General features: G+C 64.5%; 19 protein-coding genes. 7 read left to right on the top strand and 12 right to left on the bottom strand.

The annotated features are described in order from the left end of the window. Window positions 1-18 precede the first annotated feature (18 nt). Both RLDS_RS44385 and RLDS_RS44380 read left to right on the top strand, forming a co-directional pair. Window positions 19-2352 carry a patatin-like protein gene (locus RLDS_RS44385; RefSeq protein ID WP_021226888.1) on the top strand — a complete coding sequence of 778 codons (2334 nt, stop codon included), beginning with the start codon at window positions 19-21 and terminating at the stop codon, window positions 2350-2352. Window positions 2353-2381: 29 nt separating this feature from the next. Then, window positions 2382-2885, top strand: coding sequence for a hypothetical protein (locus tag RLDS_RS44380; RefSeq protein ID WP_031298461.1), 504 nt, complete (start codon window positions 2382-2384; stop codon window positions 2883-2885). Here the strand turns inward: RLDS_RS44380 and RLDS_RS44375 are convergent, their stop codons facing one another. Further along, window positions 2886-3215, bottom strand: a complete 330-nt coding sequence (locus RLDS_RS44375) for a 4a-hydroxytetrahydrobiopterin dehydratase (RefSeq protein ID WP_269078218.1) — start codon at window positions 3213-3215, stop codon at window positions 2886-2888. Window positions 3216-3217: 2 nt separating this feature from the next. Between RLDS_RS44375 and RLDS_RS44370 the strand changes: the two genes are divergently transcribed. The 5 genes from RLDS_RS44370 (at window position 3218) to RLDS_RS44350 (ending at window position 6083) form a co-directional block, all read left to right on the top strand. Continuing rightward, the gene (locus RLDS_RS44370) at window positions 3218-3625 is read left to right on the top strand and encodes a metallopeptidase family protein (RefSeq protein WP_031298460.1); all 408 of its coding nucleotides are present in this window, start codon (window positions 3218-3220) and stop codon (window positions 3623-3625) included. Continuing rightward, window positions 3622-4221, top strand: a complete 600-nt coding sequence (gene ccmA, locus RLDS_RS44365) for a heme ABC exporter ATP-binding protein CcmA (protein ID WP_021226884.1) — start codon at window positions 3622-3624, stop codon at window positions 4219-4221. Before RLDS_RS44370 ends, ccmA begins: the two co-directional genes overlap by 4 nt. Then, window positions 4218-4865, top strand: a complete 648-nt coding sequence (locus RLDS_RS44360; protein WP_021226883.1) for a heme exporter protein CcmB — start codon at window positions 4218-4220, stop codon at window positions 4863-4865. The genes ccmA and RLDS_RS44360 overlap by 4 nt, the downstream gene beginning before the upstream one ends. Window positions 4866-4980: 115 nt before the next feature. Continuing rightward, a complete protein-coding gene (gene fdxA / locus RLDS_RS44355; RefSeq protein WP_021226882.1) occupies window positions 4981-5319 on the top strand; it encodes a ferredoxin FdxA in 339 nt (112 codons plus the stop codon). Between the two features lie 236 nt (window positions 5320-5555). Beyond that, window positions 5556-6083, top strand: coding sequence for a CarD family transcriptional regulator (locus RLDS_RS44350; RefSeq protein ID WP_009822450.1), 528 nt, complete (start codon window positions 5556-5558; stop codon window positions 6081-6083). 85 nt (window positions 6084-6168) lie between these two features. On the opposite strand, the gene RLDS_RS44345 is transcribed toward RLDS_RS44350, so the two are convergent. From RLDS_RS44345 to RLDS_RS44295, 11 genes are all read right to left on the bottom strand, one after another. Then, window positions 6169-6420 (bottom strand): hypothetical protein, encoded by a 252-nt coding sequence (locus RLDS_RS44345; RefSeq protein WP_021226881.1) that lies wholly within the window; start codon window positions 6418-6420, stop codon window positions 6169-6171. Window positions 6421-6499: 79 nt separating this feature from the next. Beyond that, a complete protein-coding gene (uraH, locus tag RLDS_RS44340; protein ID WP_021226880.1) occupies window positions 6500-6907 on the bottom strand; it encodes a hydroxyisourate hydrolase in 408 nt (135 codons plus the stop codon). 41 nt (window positions 6908-6948) lie between these two features. Then, window positions 6949-7461 carry an asparaginase domain-containing protein gene (locus tag RLDS_RS44335; RefSeq protein ID WP_021226879.1) on the bottom strand — a complete coding sequence of 171 codons (513 nt, stop codon included), beginning with the start codon at window positions 7459-7461 and terminating at the stop codon, window positions 6949-6951. Between the two features lie 63 nt (window positions 7462-7524). Further along, the gene (proC, locus tag RLDS_RS44330; RefSeq protein ID WP_021226878.1) at window positions 7525-8334 is read right to left on the bottom strand and encodes a pyrroline-5-carboxylate reductase; all 810 of its coding nucleotides are present in this window, start codon (window positions 8332-8334) and stop codon (window positions 7525-7527) included. Window positions 8335-8337: 3 nt separating this feature from the next. Next, window positions 8338-8844 carry a type III secretion system chaperone family protein gene (locus RLDS_RS44325; RefSeq protein WP_021226877.1) on the bottom strand — a complete coding sequence of 169 codons (507 nt, stop codon included), beginning with the start codon at window positions 8842-8844 and terminating at the stop codon, window positions 8338-8340. 40 nt (window positions 8845-8884) lie between these two features. After that, a complete protein-coding gene (locus tag RLDS_RS44320; RefSeq protein WP_021226876.1) occupies window positions 8885-9229 on the bottom strand; it encodes an accessory factor UbiK family protein in 345 nt (114 codons plus the stop codon). A 38-nt stretch (window positions 9230-9267) separates the two neighbouring features. Then, window positions 9268-9819: a TspO/MBR family protein gene (locus RLDS_RS44315; RefSeq protein WP_021226875.1), complete on the bottom strand. Its 552-nt coding sequence runs from the start codon at window positions 9817-9819 to the stop codon at window positions 9268-9270. Between the two features lie 27 nt (window positions 9820-9846). Further along, a complete protein-coding gene (locus RLDS_RS44310; RefSeq protein WP_021226874.1) occupies window positions 9847-12951 on the bottom strand; it encodes an efflux RND transporter permease subunit in 3105 nt (1034 codons plus the stop codon). Between the two features lie 12 nt (window positions 12952-12963). After that, entirely contained in the window at window positions 12964-14013 is a 1050-nt protein-coding gene (locus tag RLDS_RS44305) for an efflux RND transporter periplasmic adaptor subunit (protein ID WP_021226873.1), read from the bottom strand. Window positions 14014-14109: 96 nt separating this feature from the next. Continuing rightward, a complete protein-coding gene (locus RLDS_RS44300; RefSeq protein WP_021226872.1) occupies window positions 14110-14847 on the bottom strand; it encodes a TlyA family RNA methyltransferase in 738 nt (245 codons plus the stop codon). Continuing rightward, window positions 14847-16874, bottom strand: a complete 2028-nt coding sequence (locus RLDS_RS44295) for a protein-disulfide reductase DsbD family protein (RefSeq protein ID WP_021226871.1) — start codon at window positions 16872-16874, stop codon at window positions 14847-14849. The genes RLDS_RS44300 and RLDS_RS44295 overlap by 1 nt, the downstream gene beginning before the upstream one ends. Window positions 16875-16923 lie beyond the last annotated feature (49 nt).

The raw sequence follows: 16923 nt of genomic DNA, 5'->3' as shown, positions 1-16923 counted from the left end.
CTCTGCGACCCTGACGCCATGAAGGAGCGGGAATTGCGGCTTGCGCTGGTCTGCTACGGCGGCATCAGCCTGGCCATCTACATGCACGGCATCACCAAGGAAGTGTGGCGGCTCGCCCGCGCCAGCCGCGCCTATCACGATGACGCCGCCCCCAGCAGCGGCAGCGAGGCCGTCTATCGCGCATTGATCGGGGCGATCGAGGCGCAGAGCGGCATTCGTCTGCGGATCATGCCCGACATCATCGCTGGCGCCAGCGCGGGCGGCATCAACGGCATATTCCTGGCGCAGGCGATCGAGACGGGCCAGTCGCTGGAGCCTTTGACGGACCTGTGGCTTCAAAATGCCGATGTCGACCAGTTGCTCGACCCTGACGCCCGCCCGGCCCGCGCCTTCACCAAATTCTGGGCGACCCCGCTCGTCTGGATGGCGGCGCGACATCCGGGCGATGCGGTAGAACGCACCGTGGCCCCCGGCACCCGCGAAGAGGTGCGGATGAAATTGTCGCGCTTCATCCGGTCACGCTGGTTCGAACCCCCGTTCGGCGGCGAAATCTTCACAACCATGTTGCTCGATGCCTTCGACGCGATGGCGGCGGCCGATCGTGGGCCGCCGCTGCTGCCCGACGGGCACCCGCTCGACCTGTTCGTTACCGTCACCGATTTTGAAGGCCATCCCCAAAGCCTCAACCTCAACAGCCCGCCCCAGGTGATCGAGACAGAGCATCGGCTTTCGATCGGCTTTCGCGCGCGCGGGCGGGGCGAAAGGCTGTTCGCCGATGCGTCCGAACTGGTGTTCGCGGCGCGGGCGACGGCCAGCTTCCCCGGCGCCTTCCCCCCCTTTACCGTGCGGGAACTGGACCGGGTGCTCATGCGCAAACATCGCAACTGGCCGACTCGCGATACGTTCCTGGCGCGTGCCCTGCCCCGCCATGCCGCGCGGGGCAGCGCCGAGGACGCGGTGCTGATCGACGGATCGGTGCTGGCCAATGCCCCTTTTGCTCAGGCGATCGGCGCGCTGCGCAACCGCCCGTCCCGGCGCGAGGTGGACCGGCGTTTTGTCTATATCGATCCCAAGCCCGGCCATCGCTCCATCCGCCTCAACAAGGAAGGGCAGCAGGAAGAGCTGCCGAGCGGAGCAACCCAGCCTCTTCCCGGCTTTTTTCGGACCATCTTTGGCGCGCTGTCCGACATCCCGCGTGAACAACCCATTCGCGACAATCTGGATGTCATTGACCGTCATTCCGCGCGCATCCGCCGGATGCGCCGTATTTTCGACGCGCTGCGTCCCGGGATCGAGGCGGATGTGGAGAGCGCGGTCGGGCGCATGCTGTTTCTGGACCGGCCGACGCCCGCGCGCCTGTCAGCCTGGCGCGCCAAGGCGCAGCAGCGCGCGGCGGGGGCCGCCGGCTTCGCCTACCCCGCTTATGGCCATCTGAAATTGTCGGGCATCGTCGAATCGCTGTGTGCGCTCCTCTTCCAGTTGAGCGGGGAAGACAGTGCCATGATGCGCGAAGCCTATCGCCAGTCGGTCTGGGCCGCAGTGCGCGGCCAGGGCGCTGACCAACTGAGCGACAATGGCGGATCGGCAGCGGCGCCCGTTGCCTTCTTCCGCGCCCATGACCTGGCGTTTCGCATTCGCCGCTTGCGCTTCCTGGCCCGCCGCCTGGCCGAAACGCTGGAAATCGAAGCTGAGGCCGAAGATGCCGCGGTGCTCGCCATGCATGACGCCATTTACGGTGCGCTGTCGCTCTATGCCGAATGCGAGGACCATGATTTTTACGGCGACAGCGTCATAGCGGCGGCGAAAGCCGTCCCCACGGATGCAGCCGCCGCGCTGGAGGCGGTGGCGGCGGCGCGCGACCTCAAAGCCCGTGACGAATCGGCCGACGAGATGCTGGCGGAGGCTCTCGCCGGACTGCCAAAGGTGGGTCGCCGCACCATGTTGCTGGCCTATCTCGGCTTCCTCTTCACCGACATTGCCTCGCTACCGTTGCTCCAGGGTGACACTCTGGATGAATATGATCCCGTCAAGGTCGACCGGATCTCACCCGAAGATTGCGCCGCCATTCGCCCAGGCGGGGCGGAAGCCACGTTGAAAGGAATAGAATTCAACAACTTCGGTGCGTTCTTCAGCCGCGTCTATCGGGAAAATGATTATCTATGGGGGCGGCTGCACGGCATCGAACGGCTTCTGGACATCGTGAATTCGAGTGTCCCTGCGGCAAGTCGGCTTCCGCCCGAGATGCTGGCCGACTATAGGCGGGCGGCGTTTCTGGCGATCCTTGACGAGGAAGAGTCGCGCCTGCCGCATGTCGCGGATTTGATCGCCAGCTTGCGGGAGGAAATCGGGTGAGCAGGCCTATTGTGCTGGTTCCGATGGCTATGATGCTGGCGCTGACCGCCGGCTGCCGCGCGTCTGATGACAGCGCGCAGGCGGGCAATGACGCCCAGCCGCCCCAGCCGCCTGCCGCGCAGGCTGCTGCTCCCGAGCCGCCAGCGCCCCAGCCCGTTGAACCGCCGAAGCCCGCACCGGCCAAGGTGGCCGCAGCACCCATGCCGGCCAGCCCTGTCGTCACCGTGCGGACGCAGCCTGCCCCCTATTTCCCGCTCGACCTGCCCCCTTCGGACGTCGCCGCCAGCGCCGCGCCCTTCCCGCGGGAGGTGACGGAATTCATGGTGGCGCGGGATGGTTGCGACCATTTTCGCGGCGAAGACCCCTATGACGCGGAACGCCGCGCCTTCATTCAGGAAAATATCGACGAGCTTTGCCGGGGCACGGACGCGCGCCTGGCCATGTTGCGCCGGCGCTATGCCAATGATCCGTCGGTCATCGCCGCATTGAAGGGCTATGACGACCGCATCGAAACGCAGCTCAGCTATCGCTGATCACTCGATCAACGCGTCGATCGCCTGCGCCAGGTCCACATCACGCTGTGACAAGCCCCCAGCATCATGCGTGGTCAGCACAATGTCGACGCGGTTATAGACGTTGGACCATTCGGGATGATGGTCCGCCTTTTCCGCCAATATGGCCACCCGCGTCATGAAGCCGAAAGCGGCATTGAAGTCGGCAAAGGTGAAGCGGCGGGACAGGCCATCCGGATCGGCGACGGCGGTCCATAGCGGCAATCGGGCGAGCGCTGCGGCGCGCTCTTCCTCGGTCAATCTGGCAATCATGTCTCTATCCCTTGGCGACGCTTTGCGCTTATGTGGCAGTCATGTCGCAGACCCGTCAACCGCCGCGCTTTGCGCCTAGCGCGCAGGAGATTGAAACGCTTGCGCTGGAGGCGCTGAACCGCCTGCCCGATCCCTTTCGCGCGCACCTGGCCAATGTCGTGCTGTTCGTCGAGGACTTCGCCGACGCGGACACGCTACGAGAGATGGACATTGACGATCCTTTCGGCCTGACCGGGCTCTACACCGGGCGTCCGGTCGGGCAGGAGGCGCAGACAGGCGACACGCCACCCACCGTTCACCTGTTCCGCCGGCCCCTGCTCGACGAATGGGTCGAAACCGGCGTGCCGCTCGACGCGCTCATAACCCATGTCGTCGTGCATGAGATCGGCCATCATTTCGGTCTGTCGGACATCGACATGCATGTGCTGGAGGATATGGTCGCATCATGACCGGCGCGGCGCTGCGGCTGGATGACGTCGCCTGCGTGCGCGGCGGGCGGATGCTGTTTCGCGGGGTCAGCCTCTCCCTCACATCGGGGGGCGGCGCGATGCTTACCGGGCCCAATGGCGCGGGCAAGTCCAGCCTGTTGCGTCTGTGCGCCGGCCTTCTCCCGGCATTCAGCGGATCGGTGATGCGCAGCGGCGGCGTTGCGCTATGCGATGAAAAGCTGGCGCTGGACAATGAAGTGTCGCTGCATAAGGCACTGTCTTTCTGGGCTGCAATCGACAGGGCAGACGCAGCACAGGTGGACGCGGCGATGGATGCGATGGCGCTTACCCCCCTCGCGGAGGTCCCGGTGCGGATGCTTTCCACCGGCCAGCGCAAGCGCGCCATGCTGGCAAGGGTCATTGCCAGCGGCGCTGCCATCTGGCTCCTGGACGAACCGGGCAATGGCCTCGACACGGTCTCGCTCGACCTGCTTGGCCAGGCCGTCGGTCGCCATCTGAGTGCCGGAGGTATCGTCGTTGCCGCGTCCCACCAACCGCTGCCCATCATGGCGCCCGTCACGATCCACCTTCCCGATCATCAGGCAGATGCCGCATGAGGCTCTTGTGGCTGCTCATTCGCCGCGACCTGCGGTTGGCCTGGGCGTCGGGGGGGATGTGGCTTCCCGTCGCTTTCCTCCTGCTCGTCGCCAGCCTGTTCCCTTTCGCCGTTGGCCCCGATGCCGCGCTGCTTGCACGGACAGGAGGCGGCATGCTCTGGATCGCCGCGCTGCTGGCCAGCCTGCTGCCGGTGGATCGGCTGATCGCCCCGGATGTGCAAGCCGGCGTGCTGGATCAGTTGGCCGCGCGCGACATTGGCGAGGAATGGATCATATTGGCCCGCCTGCTGGCGCATTGGATCGGCTTTGGTCCGCCGTTGATGCTGGCGACCGTGCCCGCCGCCGCGCTGCTGAAACTCGACGCCGCGGCTATGGCTCGCCTTGAGCTTGGGCTGCTGGTCGGCACGCCGGGGCTGGCGGCGCTTGGGCTGCTTGTCGCCACGCTAACCGCAGGTTTGCGCTCCAGTGGCGCGTTGGCTGGACTACTTGCGCTGCCTCTTGCCGTGCCGCTGCTCATTTTTGGCGCAGGCACGATGAGCGATGGCAGCGGGGCGGCGTTCAAATTCCTGGCGGCTGCGTCGCTGCTGCTGGTCGCGATCACCCCTTTTGCCGGCGGCGCGGCGTTGCGCGCAGGGCGGGATTAGCCATCGGGCCGCGCCAAACCGTCTCTTAATGCACGCCAATAATATCCTCATTGACGTTCGCGCGTGGCGGGCATAGCAGGGCGGCGCTTTTCCCAAGGACAAGAGTGCCCGAACAATGACCTATGTCGTGACCGACAATTGCATCCGCTGCAAATTCATGGATTGCGTCGAGGTCTGCCCCGTGGATTGCTTCTACGAGGGGGAAAATATGCTGGTCATCAACCCCAATGAATGCATCGACTGCGGCGTGTGCGAGCCGGAATGCCCTGCCGAGGCGATCCTGCCCGATACCGAGAACGGCCTTGAAAAATGGCTGGAGCTCAACACCAAATATTCCGCCGAATGGCCCAATATCACGGTAAAGGGCGATGCCCCTGCGGATGCCGAAGCCATGAATGGCGTTGAAAACAAGCTGGAGCAGTTTTTCTCGCCCGAACCGGGCAAGGGCGACTAAGCCCGTCTCTGCGCTGCCAGGTCCCGAAATATGCCACACCCCCGACCATTGTGTCTGGGGGTGGTAATTTTGTTACGAATCTGCTAAAAGCGGCCGCAACGGTCGGATTTCCCTGAATGCGGCCCTGGAGAATGAACTTCATGTCTTGACGGGTCGCGCCGGGCACATTGTGGCATTCCGCTTTGTCTCGCTGCTTCGCGACGGCCCGCCTCCCGTTAGAATTGGAAAGGTATCAAATGGCTGCCAAGGCGCTGTCCTTTGACGTTGGTGATTATGTCGTTTACCCCAAGCATGGCGTCGGCCGTGTGATCGAGCTTCAGAAGGAGCAGATCGCGGGCATGGAATTGGAGCTATATGTGCTTCGGTTCGAAAAGGAGCGCATGACGCTTCGCGTGCCGACCAACAAGGCCGAAGGCGTGGGGATGCGCAAGCTGTCGTCCAACAAGACGCTGGAAGAGGCCATGGAAACGCTCAAGGGCAAGCCCAAGGTCAAGCGCACCATGTGGTCGCGCCGCGCGCAGGAATATGAGGCGAAGATCAATTCGGGCGATCTCGTGTCGATCGCCGAAGTGACCCGCGATCTGTTCCGTGCCGACGATCAGCCAGAACAGAGCTATTCCGAACGCCAGATTTTCGAAGCTGCCTCGAGCCGGCTTGCTCGCGAACTGGCCGCTATGGAAGAAACGGACGAGCCGAGCGCGCTGCAGAAGATCCTGCGCATCCTGAATGAAGCCGCGCCCAAATATGCGAAGGTCGAAGGCTGATCGCTCATCATTTTGAGACATAGAAAGGAGCGCGTCGACCTGTCGATGCGCTCCTTTTTTTCGCTCTTATCGCGGCGACTGAAGCTTACTGATCCTTCACTGCGCCAGCGGCATCCTGCGCCGCGTCACCCACGCTGCTGGCCGCTTCGCCGACCTGTGAGGCTGCGCTGGACACAGCATTGTCCTTGCTGGTTTCGCTGCTGATCAGGAAAAAGGCAGCGACCGCCACCACGACGACCAGCAAAAGGATCGCCAGCGTCATGCCGCCACCACTGCGACGCTCAATCACCGTGGTCGTCGTTGCCGGGCGTTCCTGTTCGACCTGATAATCGGCCATAATTTCGTCCTACTCCTCATCGTGGTGCCACCCGGCAGGATCAATACTAAATGGCACAGCGAGGTTCCCGATTGGCCCTCTAATTGCCGCGATAGCTGCTATAGCCATAGGGGCTCATGACGACCGGCACATGATAATGGGCGCTGTCGTCATCAGCGCGGAAAACAATGTCGATTTCAGGGAAAAAGGGCTTGGGTCCCGCGCCCTTGTAGCGGCTGATGTCGAAGCGGATGCGATAGATGCCCGGCGGGGTCGCCACGCCCGGCCCGAAGTCGCGCACACGGCCATTGGCATCGGTCGTCGCGCTGCCGACAGCAACCCAGTCCCCAGCGTCATTTTTGCGTTCCAGCGTGGCAGGGATTCCCGCGCCGCCGGTGCCGGTCGCCAGGTCCAAGACATGGGTCGAAATCTCCGATGCTGCTGCGGGCATCGGCAGGGCGGCAAGAGCGCCAAGCATCAAGATAGAAAATGCGTGAACGGCCTTCATGACGGCACTCCGCAACGTTGGACAATATGTAAGACGCATGTTCAGGCCGCCCCGTCCTCGACCGGGACGAAAGCGCCCTTGGCGCGATCCTTGACCACCTTATCCGCGCGGAAGACTGATCCGCTCATGGTGATATAGACGCCCGGATCAGCGACCTGCGCCGTCGCAAAGGCCATGCCCAGGTTGAAGCTGGCGTCGCTTTCGCCAAATCGCGCGGGAGCCAGCGCGCCGACGAGCACAATCGTCTTGCCCTCTATGCCTTTCAGCATCTTGGCCGTTTCAGTCATGGTATCGGTACCATGGGTGATGACGATGTGCCGCTCTCGCGCGGCGGCGACGCGGGCCGCAATCAGCGCGCGGTCGTTATCGTCCAGTTCCAGGCTATCCTTGCGCGTCACTTCCTCGATCCGGAAGGGGCGTTTGACGCGGGCCACATCGAGCAGCTTCGCCATCACGGTTTCACCCACCTGATAATCGGACAGGGCGTCGAAATAGATTTTGTCGATGGTGCCGCCAGTCGTCAGCAGCAGGATCGGGGCATCGGGGGACAGCATGGCGCACTCCACAATTTAATCGCGGGGCCTTTAGCGTAATGCCCTGCGAAGGGAAACCGACCTTCAGTGTCCGCGCGCCATCGCCTCCCCGCGATCCCGGGCCGCTTCCAGCGTGTCGGTCAAAAGCGTCAGCAGCCGGTCATCGGCATCAAGGACGTTCAGACCTTCGCGCGTCATGCCGCCGGGACTTGCCACCTGATCGGCCAGCGTAGCGGGGTTCTCTTGGGCCGCCGCCATGGTGGCTGCTCCTTGCACCGTCGCCATCGCCATACGGGCCGCTTGCTCAGGGGGAATGCCGATCGCTTCGCCGGCCCGCGCCAGCGCATCGATAAAGCGGAAGAGAAAGGCCGGGCCGCAGCCCGACAGCGCCGTCACCCGATTGAACAGCGCTTCATCGGCTATCCATTCGCAAAGGCCCAGCGGCGCCATCAATGCGCCGGCCTCCGTCCTACCGGCCGAAGACGCCTGTTCATCGGTATAGAGCGCGACCACGCCCTGCCCGATTCCCACGGGCAGATTGGGCATGGCCCGCACGACGTCGCGCGCGGACGGAAAGCGCGCGCGCAGGTCGGCCAGCGTCGTGCCGGCCAGGATCGACAGCATCACGGTATCAGTGGTGCAAAGCGGCGCCAGCTGCTCTGCCACGTCAGCGATCTGATGGGGCTTCATGCCCAGCATGACGGTCGTACCTTGCGGCAGGGCGTCGGGATAAGCCGTCACGACCCGCACGCCATCCGCGACGGGCCGACCGCTTGGCCGCAAAATGGTGACGCGATCGGGGTCCAGTCCGCAGGCCAGCCAGCGATGCAGCATCTGTCCGGCCATATTGCCGCAGCCGACAAGAAACAGATGCGGGGGCCAGCCTGTCGCCATGGATCAGGCCTCGCCCCGGGTTTCGATCAGGCTCGCAGAAATCGCCTCGGATGGCGACTTGCCGCCCCAGAGCACAAACTGAAAAACCGGGTAAAAGCGTTCGCACTCGTCAATGGCGGTTTCCACGAGCAATTGCGCCTGATCGAGCGTCAACGTGCCACCCGCGCCCAGCAACGCGCCATGGCGAAACAGCACGATGCCGCTGGACGACCATAGCTCAAAATGACCGATCCAGAGCTGTTCGTTGATAAGCCCCAGCGTTTCGTAGATCGCCCCGCGTTTGTCCTCCGCCACACGGACGTCGGGCAACACCAGCAGCTGAAGCACTTGATCCTCGTCACGCCAGATGCCGCGCAATTCATATTGCGCCCAGGACCCCTGCGTGTTGCCGACGATCTCATCCTCGCCGACCTGGTCGAAGCTCCATCCGTGCGCCTCGAAATAGGCGGCAAGCATATCGATCGGCGCGGCTTCCTGGCCGCCCTGTTCAAATTCGTCGCTATCCATCATCGGCGCGCCTTAACACCGCAGGACGGCAAAGGACAGTCGCTCAGTTGGCGTCGTCCGGCAACGGGGCGACACCCTCGATGCTGCGGTCCAGTGTTTCGCTCGCCTTGGGCTTGACCGTCTTCACGCTCTTGGTGACGGGTTCGCCCGCCTTGCCCTCCAGCGCGTCGATCCGGGCCTTGAGCGCTTCAACTTCTTCGCGCGCCGCCTGCGCCATGGCCTTGACCGTATCGAATTCCTCGCGCGACACGAAGTCCATGCCGCCAATCCATTCCTTGGCCCTTTCCCGCGCGTTGGATTCAAATTCGCGGGTCATGCCGGCCATGGTGCCGGCCGCGCCGTTGACCAGCTTGGCCAGATCGTCGAAAAAGCGGTTCTCGCTCTGCATTGCTCTTGTCCTTCCTGCGGCGCGACCGGCGCCTTTGTCTATCTTACTTGGGTCCTGAGCGCCGGAGCGACAAGGGTTTCCGCATCAGGATTGAGGCGGCCAATTTCATAATTGAGATATGAGGCGAAACACAGCCAGGCCAGATAGGGCAGCAGCAACAGGCCCGCCACCCGCCGAATGCGCCAGAAGTAGCGGATGGTAAGGCTGACGACCACGATCAGCGCGATGATCAGGACCAGCGCGGCGCTTACCTGATGCAGGCGAAAGAAAAGCGGCGACCAGGCAAGGTTCATCACCAGTTGCAGCAGAAACAGGCCGATGGCCACGCCCCGCCCCTGCGCCCCCCGCGCATGCAGGACGATCGCGAACGCCAGCGCCATCAGCACATAAAGGATCGTCCAGGCGACACCGAACGCCCAGCCCGGCGGCATCAGCCCCGGCTTGTCGAGCGCATCGAACCAGCGATTGCCATAGCCGCTATTGGCGAGCTGGCCCGACAGAAACCCCAGAAACACGATGGCTGGCACGGTCACGAGCGCCCACCGCAGATAGGACAGGCGCAACTGACCCTGTGACGCAATTCCGTTCATCGGCAACACCACCCCCGCGCTTGTCACTCATTCGGCTGGTTCGGGCGAATCCTTGAGCGCCGATTCCAGCTTGCGGCTGACGGTTTGCGGAGAAACCGTGCGCTTGGCAACGCGCGAATAGAAGATGGGGATGAGGAACAGCGTGATCAGCGTCGCCAGGCTGACGCCGAACACCACGACCACGCCGATCGACTGGCGCGCCGCAGCCCCCGCGCCGCCTCGGATCACCAGCGGCAGCGCGCCGATGACGGTGGCGATCGACGTCATGAGGATCGGGCGCAGACGGCGCTGCGCGGCTTCCCGGATCGCGCGTCCGATTTCCAGCCCTTCGTCGCGCAACTGGTTGGCGAATTCGACGATCAGAATGCCGTTCTTCGCAGCCAGCCCGACCAGCATGACGATGCCGATCTGGCTGTAGAGATTGACCGATCCGCCAGTCAGCGCCAGCCCCAGCACGCCGCCCGCCACCGCAAGCGGCACGGTCGCGATGATGACGCCGGGATGGATGAAGCTTTCGAACTGGGCGGCAAGCAACAGGAACACCACGACGATGGTGAGGCCGAACACCAGCCAGATCGCGCCGCCGGTTTCGCGCAAGGACTGGCTCTCTCCGCGATAGCCCAGCGCGATGACTTCGGGCGACTGCCGCGCCTGCCCTTCCAGCCAGGTGAGCGCATCGCCCAGCGATGTTCCCGGCGCCAGCGCGGCGGTCAGCGTGATCGCGCGCAATTTATTGTAGCGGTTGAGCTGACGTGGCCCGGCCACTTCCTTCACCGTCACCAGCGAGGACAAGGGCACCAGGGCGCCGGTCCGGCTGCGGACATTGATGCGCTCCAGATCGGCAACGGTTTCCCGCCCTTCATCCTCCGCCTGCACCAGCACGCGATATTCCTCGCCCCGGTCGACATAGGTGGTGACGCGGCGGGACCCAAGCAGGCTTTGCAGCGCCTGGCTGACGTCATTGACCGACACGCCGAGGTCGCCCGCCCGTTGCAGATCGGTTTCGATCCGCATCTGGGGCTTGGATTCCTTGTAGTCGCTGTCGAGGTTGATGAGGCCGGGATAATTGGCCGCCGCCGCCATGATCCGGTCCCGCGCCGCCGCCAGCCCTTCATAGGTCGCGCCGGCCAGCACGAGATTGACAGGCAACCCGCGTCCTCGGCCCAGCCCCGATCGCGGCGCCGCATTGCCGCGCACGCCAGGCTGGTCAGCGATCACCTTGTTGATGATGGTCGCGACTTCCGCGGTGGTGATGCTGCGATCTTCCCACGGGCGCAGGAAGGCGATGACATTACCGCTGTTGAAATCGTCCGTCGTGCCAAAACCGCCGGGCGCGCGCACGACCAGATTTTGCAGCGTGCCATCCTTGCGCAGGAAATTGAGATCCTTCTCGATCTTGAGCATATAGGCCAGCATCTGGTCATAGCCGGTGCCTTCGGGCGCGCTGATGCTGGATTCGACGACGCCGGTATCTTCAGCAGGCGCCAGTTCGGTCGGCAGGCGGGTGAAGAAGAAACCCGCGACCCCCAGGAACAGCAGCACGCCCAGAACCGGCAGCACGGGTTTGCGAAGCACATGGTCGAGCCAGCGGGCATAGCCGCCCTCGATCCGCTGGAAGCGGTCATCGACCCAGCGCGCCAATCGCCCGCGCTCGGCGGTCTTGAGCAGTTTGGAACAGAGCATCGGCGCAAGGCTCAAGGAAATGAAGCCGGAAAAACCGATCGCCGCGATCATGGCAATGGCGAGTTCGCGGAACAGCAGCCCGGTCTGCCCCGCCAGGAACATGATCGGCACGAAGACCGCGCACACCACTAATGTCGTGGAGATGATCGCGAAGCCCACCTGACGCGACCCCAAATAGGCCGCGACCAGCGGATCGTCGCCCTGCTCGACGCGGTGATAGACATTTTCGAGGACGACGATCGCATCGTCGACCACCAGGCCGATCGCCAGCACGAATGCCAGCAACGTCAGCAGATTGATCGACAGGCCCAGCAGCCACATCACCGCGCAGGTCGCGAGCAAACAGATCGGCACGGTGACGGCCGGCACCAGAGTCGCGCGCACGGACCCCAGGAACAGGAAGATGACCAGGATGACGAGCAGCGCCGCTTCCAGCAGCGTATCATAGACATTCTCGATCGCGCGCTCGATGAACAGGCTTTCGTCAGTGCCGATAGCGATGGACATGCCCGCCGGCAGCGTGGGTTCCAGATCCTTGATCAGCGCCTTGGCCTTTTGCGCCACTTCCAGCGTGTTGGCGCCCGACTGGCGAATGATGCCCAGGCCGATGGCGGTGCCGCCATTGGAACGGAAACTGCTATAGGGATTTTCCGGCCCCTCTTCGATCCGCGCGACGTCCCCCAGCTTCACCTGGTAGCCATCCGCCCCGCGCCCGATCACCAGGTCGGCGAATTGCTGTGGCGTGGCGAAGGGTCGTTCGACACGCAGGGTCTGGTTTTGCTGTTTCGATTCGAAACGACCGGCGGGCAATTCGACATTCTGCGTGCGCAGCGCATTTTCGACATCCGCTGGCGTCAGCCCGAATGCAGCCAGCTTTTCCGCGTTGAACCAGATGCGGGTGGACGGACGCGCCTCCCCGCCGATGAACACGCGGGCGACGCCGTCGATGGCGGAAAAGCGATCGACGATATTGCGGTCGATATAATCGCTGATCTGGATGGAGCTCCAGCCGGGGCGGGAGATGGAGAGGAAGAGGATGGAGCGCGCGTCGGAATCCACCTTGCGGATTTCGGGCGCCAGCGCGTCTTCGGGCAGATCCTCGACCACGGATCCGACCCGGTCGCGCACGTCATTGGCGGCACTGTCGATATCGCGAGACGGATCAAATTCGATATTGATATCGGACTGGCCATCCTCCGACGTGGACGTGATCGTCTGGATGCCCTGCACGCCCGCCACCGCATCCTCGATCAGCTGCGTGATGCGGGTTTCCACGACCGACGCGGCGGCGCCGGTGTAGATGGTTTCGACCGAAACGATGGGCGGATCGGTATCGGGATATTCGCGCACCGACAGGCTGAGATAGCCGACCACCCCGACGATGCAGAGGAGCACGGCGACGACCGCGGCGAATACCGGGCGGCGGACGGACAGGTCGGACAACTGCATAGCGGCGCGTCCTCAGCCCTTGGCCTTGGCGGTGCCGGATTGCGGCTTGTCGCCTGCCAGCCGCACTTTTGCTCCGTCGCTCAATTTGACGACACCTTCGGTCACGATGGGCTGACCGGCTTTCACGCCGCCCAATATCTCGACCATGCCGTTCTGGCGCATCCCGGTCTTGACCTTGACCCGCTTGGCAATGCGGCCGTCCAGCGCGAAGACGTAACGATCCTCGCCATCTCCCACCACGGCCAGCTCCGGCACCGCCAGCGACTCCCGCTGGCTCGCCTGGACGCTGACGGTCAGCAACATGCCGGGCTTCAGTTTCTTGTCCCCATTGGGCAGGATGGCCCGGACCCTGACCGCGCGCGTGGCCGGATCGATCACAGGATCGATGGTGGCGATCGTGCCCCTGAACGGCTGGTCGGGCCAGGCGGCGGACACAGCGTCGATCGGCATGCCCTCGCGGATCATCGACAGCTGGGTTTCGGGAATGGTGAAGTCCAGCTTGATGCGGCTGATGTCGCTGACGGTGGCGATGGCCGTGCCAGCCGGGATGATCGCACCCGGCGATATGGTGCGCAGGCTGACCCAGCCGCCAAAGGGCGCGCGGATCACCCGGTCGCTGATCGCCGCGCGCGACTGGTCGGCCGCGGCCTTCGCCGCATTGGCGAGCGCCAGCTGCTGGTCGAGCGATGCGGCCGTGGCAAAGCCGCGCGCCTTCAGCGCCTCGATGCGCTCCAGCTGCTGGCTGGCCTGGCGCGCCTGCGCCTGCGCGGCGGCGAGTTCCGCCTTTTCCTGCGCGACCGCCATGGTGGCGATCACCTGGCCACGGCTGACGAAGCCGCCGTCGGCAAAGTTTACGGACTCGATGCGTTCGGTCACGGGCGCGGACAGCACGACCTGTTCATTGGCGAGCGCCGTTCCCACTGCTTCGACCCGATCGGTGAAAGTGGCCTTGGCGATCGGCTTGACCGTGACGAGCGGCGCGGCGCGTTGCGGCTTTTGGTCTTCGCCGCTGCAACCGGCAAGACAAAGGGCGCTGAGAAATAGGGGCAAAATAAGGCGCATGATGAGGGGCTATCGGGCCTTTCCTCACGACACAACCTGACCCTTGGTCGCGGTCTGTATCATTATGTATCGACGGCGGGAACGAAGCTGGCGCGATTATCCGCCAAGCCGGGCATGCAGAAGAAATTCGATATTGCCCTGCGGACCGGTAATGGGACTTTGCGTCAGTCCCGCGACGGTCCATCCCTGCGTCGTCACCCACTCCTGCACCTCCATGCAGACGCGATCATGAACGGCGGGATCGCGCACGACGCCATTCTTGCCAACCTCCTCCCGGCGCGCTTCGAACTGCGGCTTGATGAGCGCGACGAGGTGCGCGCCGGGGCGGGCAAAGCCGATCGGCTTTTCCAGCACCTTGGCCAGGCTGATGAAGCTGGCGTCGCACACGATGATATCGACGGGCTCTGGAATATGGGCATCGGTCAGGATGCGGGCGCTGGTCTGTTCATGCACGATGACGCGGTCGTCGCTGCGCAATTTCCAGGCGAGCTGGTTGGTCCCGCTGTCGACGGCATAGACCTTCGCCGCGCCCTGCGTCAGCAGCACGTCGGTAAAGCCGCCGGTGGACGATCCGACATCGATCGCGACAAAAGCCGTCACGTCGATCGCGAACGCTTCCAGCGCGTGGGCAAGCTTGACGCCGCCGCGCGATACCCAGGGATGATCGCGCCCGCGCACGTCCAGCGCCGCGTCGGCCGGCACCTGCTGCCCCGCCTTTTCCACCTTGCGATCGCCCAGAAAAACCAGCCCAGCCAGGATCAGCGCCTGCGCCCGCGCCCGGCTTTCCGCAAGGCCGTTATCGACAAGCAGCTGATCGGCGCGAACCCTGGCCATCAGCGCACCAGCCCGGTGAGCGTCGCAGGTGTCAGCAACTGGGGCAGCACGACGGCCTCTTTCCCTGGCGCATACCAAAGATAGAGCGGCACACCCGAACGCCCCTGGCGTTCGAGGAAGCGGGTGATGGCGGGATCGGCATTGGTCCAGTCGCCGACCATGACAGTGACGCCAGCCTTGTCGAACGCCGCGCGCACCTCCGCCCGGTCGATGGCGGCGGCCTCATTGGCCTTGCACGTCAGGCACCAGTCAGCGGTGAAATAGAGGAAGACTGGCTTGTTCGCCGCGCGCAACCCATCCAGTTTCTCGACGGCGAAGGCGACGGAAGTGGCGCTGTTTCCAGCCCTTGCCGGGGCGGTGGCGGGCAAGGCGATCGCGGCCCCGGCCAGCAATGCCAGCGCGCCGATCCCGGCGATCAGACCGCCGCCCTTCCCACCATGCTGCCGCACGCCCAGCCACCAGAGGAGCAGCGCCAGCAGCAGCGCCGCGCCAAGGCCGATGGTCATGCCCGAAACGCCGCGCTGCTGGCCCAATAGCCAGGCAAGGCCGAGCGCGGTCAGGAACATGGGCACCGACAAGAGCTTCTGGAACCGGCCCATCCAGGCGCCGGGGCGCGGCAGGCGGCTGCGCAGCGCCGGGATATAGGCCAGCAGCAGGAAGGGCAGCGCCAGGCCAAGGCCAAGACCTGCAAAAATGGCGAGAGCTGCGGCCAGCGGCAGCAGCAGAGCCGCGCCCATCGCAGCCGCCATGAATGGCCCGGTGCAGGGCGTCGCCACGAAGGCGACCAGTACGCCGGTCCAGAAAGCCCCCATTGCCCCGCCCTTGCGAGCCAGGCCGTCGCCGCCGCCAAAGGGCCGCAGCTCAAACAGGCCAGCGAGGTTGAACGCGATGGCGCTGACCAGCAGCAGCAGCGCCAGAATGACGCGGGGATCCTGCAACTGAAAAGCCCACCCAACGGCAGTGCCCGCCGCGCGCAGGGCAAGCAGCAGGCCGCCCAGCGCAAGGCAGGTGAGGACGACGCCAGCCGCATAGGCCAGTGCCTCCCGCCGGACGCTGCGTTCGTCACCGCCCGCTTTGGCCAGCTTCATCGCTTTGAGGCCCAAAATCGGAAAGACGCAGGGCATGATGTTGAGCAGCAGGCCGCCAAGCAAAGCGCCGCCCAGCGCCGCCAATATGGCGCCGGCCTGCCCTGCGGCTTGCGGGTCCTCGACCGCCCCCGGAACCGCCGTGAGCAGGAAGCCGACATGATCGCCGGTCCGCAGCACCGCCTGCACCTGTTCGCCCTTGATGCCTTCGCCCGCCGGCATTTCGATAACCATCTGATTATTCGATCGGGTTACGGTCTGCTCGGCGGCATAGGGGGCCAGCCCCTCGGTCAGGGCGAACAGATGCACATCCTGCGCCGCCGCTTCTGCCGGGAAAGGGACCGCGATGCGCAGACGGCCATCCTTGACCTCGTAGCGCGCTTGCGATCCCAGCGGCCGGGGCAGGTGCGTCCGCCAGACGTCGAATCGCGCCCGCTGCGCGGGCGCGACCGCGCCATCGCCTGCGACCAGATCGAGCCGCAACGTCCCGCTTTCGGGCACGCACACCTTGTCAGTGCAAGCCAGCCACTGTGCCTTGGCCACGACCGGCAGGCGTGTGCCGGGCTGCACGTCACGGGCGAGCTTCAGATCGGCCAGGATCGCATAGGGCCCTTCATACACATGGTTCATCAGACCCGAAATCAGCAGCATCTCGGGCACCGGATAGCGCAGCGGGCCGACCGTCACCCCCTTGGGCAAGGTCCATTCCACGGTCATGCCAAGGCCCGCGTCCCCAGGATTTTCCCAATATCCATGCCAGCCCGGTTCGGGCGTCATGGCAAAGGCAATCGCAGTCGCGCCGCCGGGCGCGGGGCTGTCGCTTTCACTGTCCAGCTGCGCCGCGAGATGAGCCGGACCGCCCCCGAACGCCCCCTGCGCCCATGCGACCGGATGGAGCGCCAGCAGCGCAAGCGTCATGACGATGACTTGAAAAATCCGCATCGGGCCTCTGGTCGGGTGGGTGCTTGGGGGCTAGGTCGCTCCCCATCCG

This window comes from Sphingobium lactosutens DS20 (assembly GCF_000445105.1).
Lineage (GTDB): Bacteria > Pseudomonadota > Alphaproteobacteria > Sphingomonadales > Sphingomonadaceae > Sphingobium > Sphingobium lactosutens.
The sequence above is the reverse complement of the archived record's forward strand: the minus strand, read 5'-3'. Positions and strand labels throughout refer to the sequence as shown.